Origin of the sequence: Psychromonas sp. (genome assembly GCF_047632995.1) — a bacterium.
GTDB lineage: Bacteria > Pseudomonadota > Gammaproteobacteria > Enterobacterales > Psychromonadaceae > Psychromonas.
In genome coordinates, this window is the sequence record NZ_JBLIEK010000145.1 from 1 (window position 1) to 7098 (window position 7098).

The 7098-nt window shown below is 37.4% G+C and carries 6 protein-coding genes and 1 pseudogene; 6 read left to right on the forward strand and 1 reads right to left on the reverse strand.

Annotated features, from left to right (window positions below; all coding sequences use genetic code 11):
- On the reverse strand, positions 1 to 751 hold a 751-nt coding region (locus ACJAT7_RS16640; RefSeq protein ID WP_415227927.1), incomplete at its 3' end, for a glycosyltransferase.
- 312 nt (positions 752 to 1063) lie between these two features.
- Here ACJAT7_RS16640 and ACJAT7_RS16645 point away from each other — a divergent pair.
- The 6 genes and pseudogenes from ACJAT7_RS16645 to ACJAT7_RS16670 all read left to right on the forward strand — a co-directional run.
- Positions 1064 to 1729, forward strand: a complete 666-nt coding sequence (locus ACJAT7_RS16645; RefSeq protein ID WP_415227928.1) for a transglutaminase-like cysteine peptidase — start codon at positions 1064 to 1066, stop codon at positions 1727 to 1729.
- 1 nt (position 1730) lies between these two features.
- The gene (locus tag ACJAT7_RS16650) at positions 1731 to 3662 is read left to right on the forward strand and encodes an EAL domain-containing protein (RefSeq protein ID WP_415227929.1); all 1932 of its coding nucleotides are present in this window, start codon (positions 1731 to 1733) and stop codon (positions 3660 to 3662) included.
- Positions 3663 to 3972: 310 nt separating this feature from the next.
- Positions 3973 to 4578: a hypothetical protein gene (locus tag ACJAT7_RS16655; protein WP_415227930.1), complete on the forward strand. Its 606-nt coding sequence runs from the start codon at positions 3973 to 3975 to the stop codon at positions 4576 to 4578.
- 249 nt (positions 4579 to 4827) lie between these two features.
- Positions 4828 to 6225: an O-antigen ligase family protein gene (locus tag ACJAT7_RS16660; RefSeq protein ID WP_415227931.1), complete on the forward strand. Its 1398-nt coding sequence runs from the start codon at positions 4828 to 4830 to the stop codon at positions 6223 to 6225.
- Positions 6215 to 6622, forward strand: coding sequence for a 3-phosphoshikimate 1-carboxyvinyltransferase (locus ACJAT7_RS16665; protein WP_415227932.1), 408 nt, complete (start codon positions 6215 to 6217; stop codon positions 6620 to 6622). The genes ACJAT7_RS16660 and ACJAT7_RS16665 overlap by 11 nt, the downstream gene beginning before the upstream one ends.
- 13 nt (positions 6623 to 6635) lie before the next feature.
- Positions 6636 to 7098: pseudogene (locus tag ACJAT7_RS16670) on the forward strand (glycosyltransferase); the annotation flags it as partial.

A 7098-nucleotide genomic window follows, 5' to 3' on the forward strand; every position in this document is an offset into this window, starting at 1 on the left:
TTTTTTCTAATCCAAGGGATTTAACCAAATTAGTTAAAACTGGTAATTCAGGCCCTTGCCCTAGTATTACTAAATCTCGCTGACTTTTACTTTTTGCAAAAGCATTAATTAGCAAACTAAAATTTTTGTTAGGCATTAAGCGCCCAATCCCTATTAAGTAGGGTTTTGCAGGCAAGTCAGTCACATTCTGCGCGGCTCTTTCAGATAATACGACTTGGTCGTATGCGTTATACATTACTGTGCATTTTGATTGAGGCACTGCGTAGTTTTGCACTAAGTCTTGCATTACCCCTTGTGATACAGGTATTACATAACTGGCTTTAGGGTAAACTGCTTTGACGATTAATTTACTGATAAACCCAGTGCGAGCTGTCGCAAAATGGCTACTAGTATTGACACGTTCGCTAATAATAGTCGGGATTTTGAAGCGTTTTCCAATAAGTGTTGTTACCAAATTGCTACGGGTTAAGAAGCTAACAAGCAAGTCTGGTTTATTATCTTTAACCCATTGGTTCAACTGAAAATAGCTGGCGACTAACTTACACTTACTGTCGAGAGTGATTTGTTTTACATACTTTGGACATTGTTGTTGTTCTGGTAATTTATCAAGCAAAACAAGATAAACGTTGAAATTTTGTGCCTGAAATGAGTCTTGCATCGTCTGCAACAAATTACAGATAACCCGTTCTGCTCCGCCACCTTCAAGAGAGTTAATTACAAACGCAATAGACTTATTTTTACACTCTGACATTGATTTCCATTCTACTCTAATCTGATGCTTCCATGATGAGCTGTCGCTCACTCAATTAATGGTTAGGAGTCTATCGTTAATCGACAAACATCTCTATATGCCAAATTCATTCTAACGGTATATAAGCAATCATAATACCAAGTTAATTAATAAAGGCCTTATTTATACTTTGATAAATATTCAATGAGTAAAGTACTATCAACCATAAGATAATCACGGAATAAAAAACAAATATGACAATGCGCATTATTTTACAGTTTTTTAAGGCTTGTGGCTTTATCAAAGCTTGTTCAAATAACATACAAATTTAAAATGCGAATTGTATTCTTTACTCGTGTACTTTTTTTTTGTTGGATTGTTTTTCATCTAAGTGCTCAGGCTACGTTTCAGTTAAACGAAGCGCTATTTCAAAAAGTGCAGGAGCGCTTTGGCGTTGAAGCATCAAAGCGAGTGAGAGATTGGCAAGAAGTGATTGACGATAACAAAAATTCAAGCACTGCTGACCAGCTTTATGAGGTGAACCGTTTTTTTAATCGTTTAGAGTTTGTGGATGACTTAAAGCATTGGAACAAAAATGATTATTGGGCGACCCCGGTTGAGTTTTTATCCACAAATGGTGGCGACTGTGAAGACTTTAGTATTGCCAAATACTTCAGTTTACGTGCGTTGGGGGTGCCAACAGAAAAGCTGCGACTCATGTACGTAAAGGCCTTAAATTACAACATGGCGCATATGGTGCTGGCCTATTACGAAACGCCTAGATCTATCCCTTTGGTACTCGATAATCTCAATAAAGATATTTTACCCGCGAATAAACGCCGGGATCTTCGCCCCGTATATAGCTTTAACGGTGATGGTTTATGGATGGCCAAAGAGCAAGGCCGAGGTATTCAAGTTCAAAAGGGCGGCAATAATGACCTGTGGGAAGATTTAAACAAACGTATGTTGCAAGAATTAAATAATAAAGAGGATAAATAATATGCCCTTGTCGAGACAACTTGTTCTCAGCTTATTTTCTATATTTTTGGCACTTTTTATTGGTGCAGTATGGATAAGTGTTAGCAATACAAAAAACTTTATAGAACAGCAACTCACATCTCATGCGCAAGATACGGCCACTTCACTGGGGATGTCGATTACACCCTATATTGGCGATGAAGATATGCCTTTGATTGAAACCATGGTAAACGCCATTTTTGACCGAGGCTACTACAGTGCGATGGTATTAAAAGATGCAGATGGCAAAGTGATTTTAGAAAGGCGCACCCCTGTTTCGCTAGAACAGGTGCCTAGTTGGTTTATCAAACTGTTCCCTCTTTCTCCCCCGGTTCGCGTAACAGAATTAAACGATGGTTGGACTATGGCCGGACAGTTGTCGGTACAAAGTAATCCAGGGATTGGTTATGGGCAATTATGGGATAATGCCGTCGATTCTTTTCAGCTGATATTGTCACTATTTTTGGTTGGATTGGTGCTTGTGTGGTTGTTAGTTCGCATGGTAACCATACCTATTATGGCTGTGGTTAAACAGGCTGAGGCCATTAGTCAGCAAAAGTTTGACCGAGTGGAGTTAAAACCAAAAACCTTAGAGCTTAGGATTATTGTTGATGCGATTAATCTTATGTCAGAACGACTTAGCGACTTATTTGGTAGATTAACCAATCAAGCTGAACGCTACCGTGACTTTGCTTATTCTGATGAATTAACCAAAGTGGGTAATAGACGCGCTTTTGACTTAGCCTTTGAGCAGATTTTAAGTGATGCTGATCACCAAACCAGTAGCTTTTTGATGTTTGTACGATTAAGTAGTTTAAATCAAGTAAACCGTAATATTGGATTTTTAGAGGGTGATGCCTACATTAGAACTGTGAGTGATTTATTAACTGAGCACTTAAATAAGCAGGATATAGACTTTACGCTTTATCGTTTAAACGGTGCCGATTTTGCGTTAATTATTGAAGGTATTGACGAGGTGATTTGCTTAGATTTGTGCCAACAGCTTATCGATAAATGTAACGCTATTGAGAAGTCAGAATATGAATCGGGCACTGCTCATATTGCTGCGGGTAGTTTTAATTATGGCGACCATAAAAAAGCCATTTTGGAACAAGTTGATAGTGCGCTCACTCAAGCAAACTTTACCCCTTTAAAATGGCAGGCTGTAGATAAACTTCAAACCGTTAAAAGCAACGAGACTTGGCGCGAAAAGATAAAAGCGTTGTTAGATAAAGATACCGCGGATTTTATAGCCCAACCCATTAGGTCATTTTCAGGGGATGAGATTTATCAGGAATGGTTTGCTCGTTTTCCTGAACCAGATAGCAAACAATATATCTCTATGGCTGAGTTAATCCCAGCCATCATTAGGCTCGATTTTTATCAAAAACTAGATGAGTTATTAGTACGCTGTGCTTTTAAAAAACTTTCAAATCAAAGTGGCAAAGTAGGCTTAAATATTTCTCGATTGTCATTACTCAAACCTTCTTTTCAGAATTGGTTTGTCACTCAACTTACCCAATTAGGTGCGCAGTGCTCTCATTTGGTGCTAGAAATTCCTGAACGTTGCCTTTTTAGTGATACCAACAACTTTTTAAGTTTTATCGTAAAAGTGCAAAACTTAGGGGTAAAAATAACAATCGAGCGGTTTGGTGCACAAATTGCCTCTGTGACCCATTTACGGGCAATAAAACCTGATTACTTAAAACTAGATGGACGGTTTACCAAAAATATTCACATCGAAAAAGACAATCAACTTTTTGTCCATTCTTTAGTGAATATTGCCCATGGACTTAAGATTAAAGTCATTGCTGAAAAAATAGAAACTGAAGAAGAAGCAACCACTTTACAAGCAATGAATGTTGATTATATTCAAGGTTATTTGGTAGGTAAGCCAGAAAGCATTACATGTTAGCGTTTAAGCTTACTTATAATTGACACTGGAGATATATTGATAAGCTTTGGTCTTTGGTTTTCTAACGTTATTCAAGGGGGGGGGTAAATTATTTCCATGTGTCAGCTTTTTTTACATTTTATAAAATGTGAAATTTAATGAATTTTACTGTTTAAGCATCTCTGTACTGATTTATATGGTTTTAATTAAAAATCACAAGAAAAAATTATGAATGGCATGTATTATGCTGTGTTAATTGCATTAGTTAATTTCCTAGTTTGTAAGAAGGGATTCAGCACAAAGTCTAGGTTTTTGTCATTAAGGAAGTTTTATGAAAAGAGTATTAGCAACATTTTTAGTGTTTTTTATTATGCAAGCGAATACCGCTTTAGCACAAGATGTAACTGAAACCACTCTTGCTTATGGTAATCAAAATCAGCCTGGAACAAGAGTACACGAAGCAATTCAAGCTTTAATAGCAAATGGTGAGACTCTGCTTACATCCAGCGTATTAGTGATTAACGATTCATTAAGCGAAACAAGTACCTTACTTTCTGCTAAAGCGTCTCAAGCAGTGACCACAGATAAACTTAATACTATAGAGTTTATGCGCAATATGGTGACTGTAAACAGTCTGTTTGAGGCAACTAAAGCAACAATAGAAAGTTCACCAGAGAATATTATTAATATTATCAATCTAACCGTTGGTCTATACCCAGATTTTGCACAAGAAGTCATTAATGCTGCCGTAATGAGTGGCGAGATGGATTCAGATCAAGCGTTGCTAGCAGCAATAAGTGCTGGCGCAGATCCTACAACAGTGAGTGAAGCAACGGCTGCCGGTGGTCCAGTAGCGCTAGCATTGGCTGCGCCTGTTGGTGTTGGTATTGGTGCAGGCGGAACTGGTGGCGGAGATCCCACAGCTTCGACTAACTAACTTGAGTTTAGGTTAACTAGTATTTAAAAAGTTTAGAGAATTGAAAGCCAAACAAATGTTTGGCTTTTTTTATGGGCGCGAATAAGTCGGTGAAAGTGCAAGGTTAATACTTGGCAAAAAGTGTTACCCCATGGATGCCGCAGCTTCTAAAAACAGTGTTTATTAAACTACTATTGAATAGTCTGGTATTTTTGTAGAACAAACGGTTAGAATTGTTAAAAATATAAAAGACCGAGTTACTGTTTTACTTTGAAATATTCACTGCATTCCATCTTATTTGCTTTCCTCTTAGCGACATTATTTTGGGCTCCATTACCTTTAGGTTCGAATAGACCTTGGGCTTGGAGTCTTTTACAAATTTCAATTTTTCTACTGATGTTTGGCTGTATATTCTTAAAAAAAGATGAGTTGTTTTTAGGTTTAAAGAAATTTAAAACCGTTATTTCAATCTGGCTGGTGTTTTTAATATTTGCCACTTTGCAGGTTATTCCGTTACCTGAGTTTATAATTGACATACTTTCACCAAAAGCCAATGTTTCCAACGATGTCCAGAACATGTATTTAAGTACAGACGTTGGCCAAAGCAAGGTTAGTTTATTAAAAAGCTTTGCCTACTTCTGTTTGTTTTTGTGTAGCTTAATATTAATTAACAATGAAAAAAGGGTGAAGAAAGTACTGACCCTGATGTTAATTGTTGGCTCGTTGCAGGGCCTGTACGGAATTCTAGAAATATTACTAGGCACAAAATTCAGTTTGATTTTTAACCTTCCCATTTCAGAAGTGGCCACTGGCAGTTTTGTGTATAAAAACCATTTTGCTAACTTCATTATGCTTTGCTTGTCTGCTGGTACTGGATTGATTATAGCAAGCTTAAATAACAACCAATCCATGTCTGGCCGAGATTGGTCGAGGGTGATTGTTTCAAGTTTGCTAGGAAATAAAGCACTAGTAAGAATTTGTTTAGCCATCATGGTTATCGCACTGGTTATGTCACGTTCAAGGATGGGTAATGCTGCTTTTTTTGCAGCTTTAACAATAGTAGGGATTTATGCGTTGTTTGCAGATAAACAACGTTCAAAGGGATTAAGCATCTTGGTGATCAGTATGATCATTATCGATTTATTAATAGTGAGTTCTTGGTTTGGATTGGATAAGGTGCAGGAACGATTAGTTGAAACCAGTTTGAGTCAAGAAGGCAGAGACGAAGTGGTTATAGATGCCTCGGTTATTATTGCTGATTATCCTTTAATGGGAAGTGGTGGTGGCAGTTTTTATAGCGTTTTTCCGTCCTATAAAAAAGCCGATGTATATCCGTTTTATGACCAAGCACATAACGACTATCTGCAAACCTTAATCGAATACGGTTTTGTCAGTTTTTCATGTTTAGTTGCCATTGTGCTACTTTGTTTTGCTAGTGCACTCAGTGTTATCAAAAAGCGTAAAAATGCGATGTACAAAGGTGCGGCATTTGCGAGTTTAATGGCGACACTTGGCATGTTGATCCATATGAGTGTGGATTTTCCGCTGCAAGCTCCAGCTAACGCCAGTTATTTTATTGTTTTTCTAGCTCTGGCGCTAATTAGCAAATCCAATTTAAGTAAAAGGTCGCGTTCGATAACTAGTGGAAGGATACAAAATGGCCATTAACCGCCCTGCTTCGTTGCATGAGGATCCTGCGTTACAACACTTACTTGCTAAGGTGCCAGACCGAGTAAAGGAAACCTTTACCGAAGAACAATTATCCTACCTCAGAAACGCCAGTGTTAATCGTCAGTGGCGTAATCACACAGTCGATTTAAGAGGCACAATACCTTGGTTTAAATTTCGCTATTACTACGTTTTTATCGCGGGTAAAAACAATCGAGAATTAAGTCGCGCAGAACAAAAAGCATCAAAAATAATTAGCGCAGTTTTTCTTGCTGGTTTTCTTTGTGTCTCGCTAATCATCGGTTTGCTGGCTTTATATTTACTGAAGTCTGCACTGGGCATTAATCTGTTTGATAACTTTTCACTGGGGATATGGGATTGGTTTAAATCTTTATAATTGAAAGGATTGCATGTTGAACAAAATAAAACCAAAAGCTCTTTTCATAATAAATTCAATAGGTTATGGAGGAGCAGAAAGAGCATTAGTTAATATTTTATACTTAAAAGATTTGTATTCCACTTACGACGTTCATTTAGTGTTACTCGACGATGAACCTTTAGTTCGAGAAATCCCAGCTCAGATAACAGTCCATGTACTTGATAGTAAGCGAAGTCTTCTGAAGAGCTTATATAACTTATTTCTATTTTGTCGCGCATTGAAGCCTGCCATTTGCATTAGCTTTTTAGTTAGAGCGAATATCAGTAATATCCTCATAGGAAAAATTTTAGGGTACTATCCAACTATTATTTGTGAACGGATGCATTTAGATAGCCATTTAAATGGTCAGTTTTCAGGTATCAGGCGCCGATTGGCAAAAATGCTACCAAAAATAATTTATAAACATGCTACACAAGTTTTGGGAGTCTCAACTG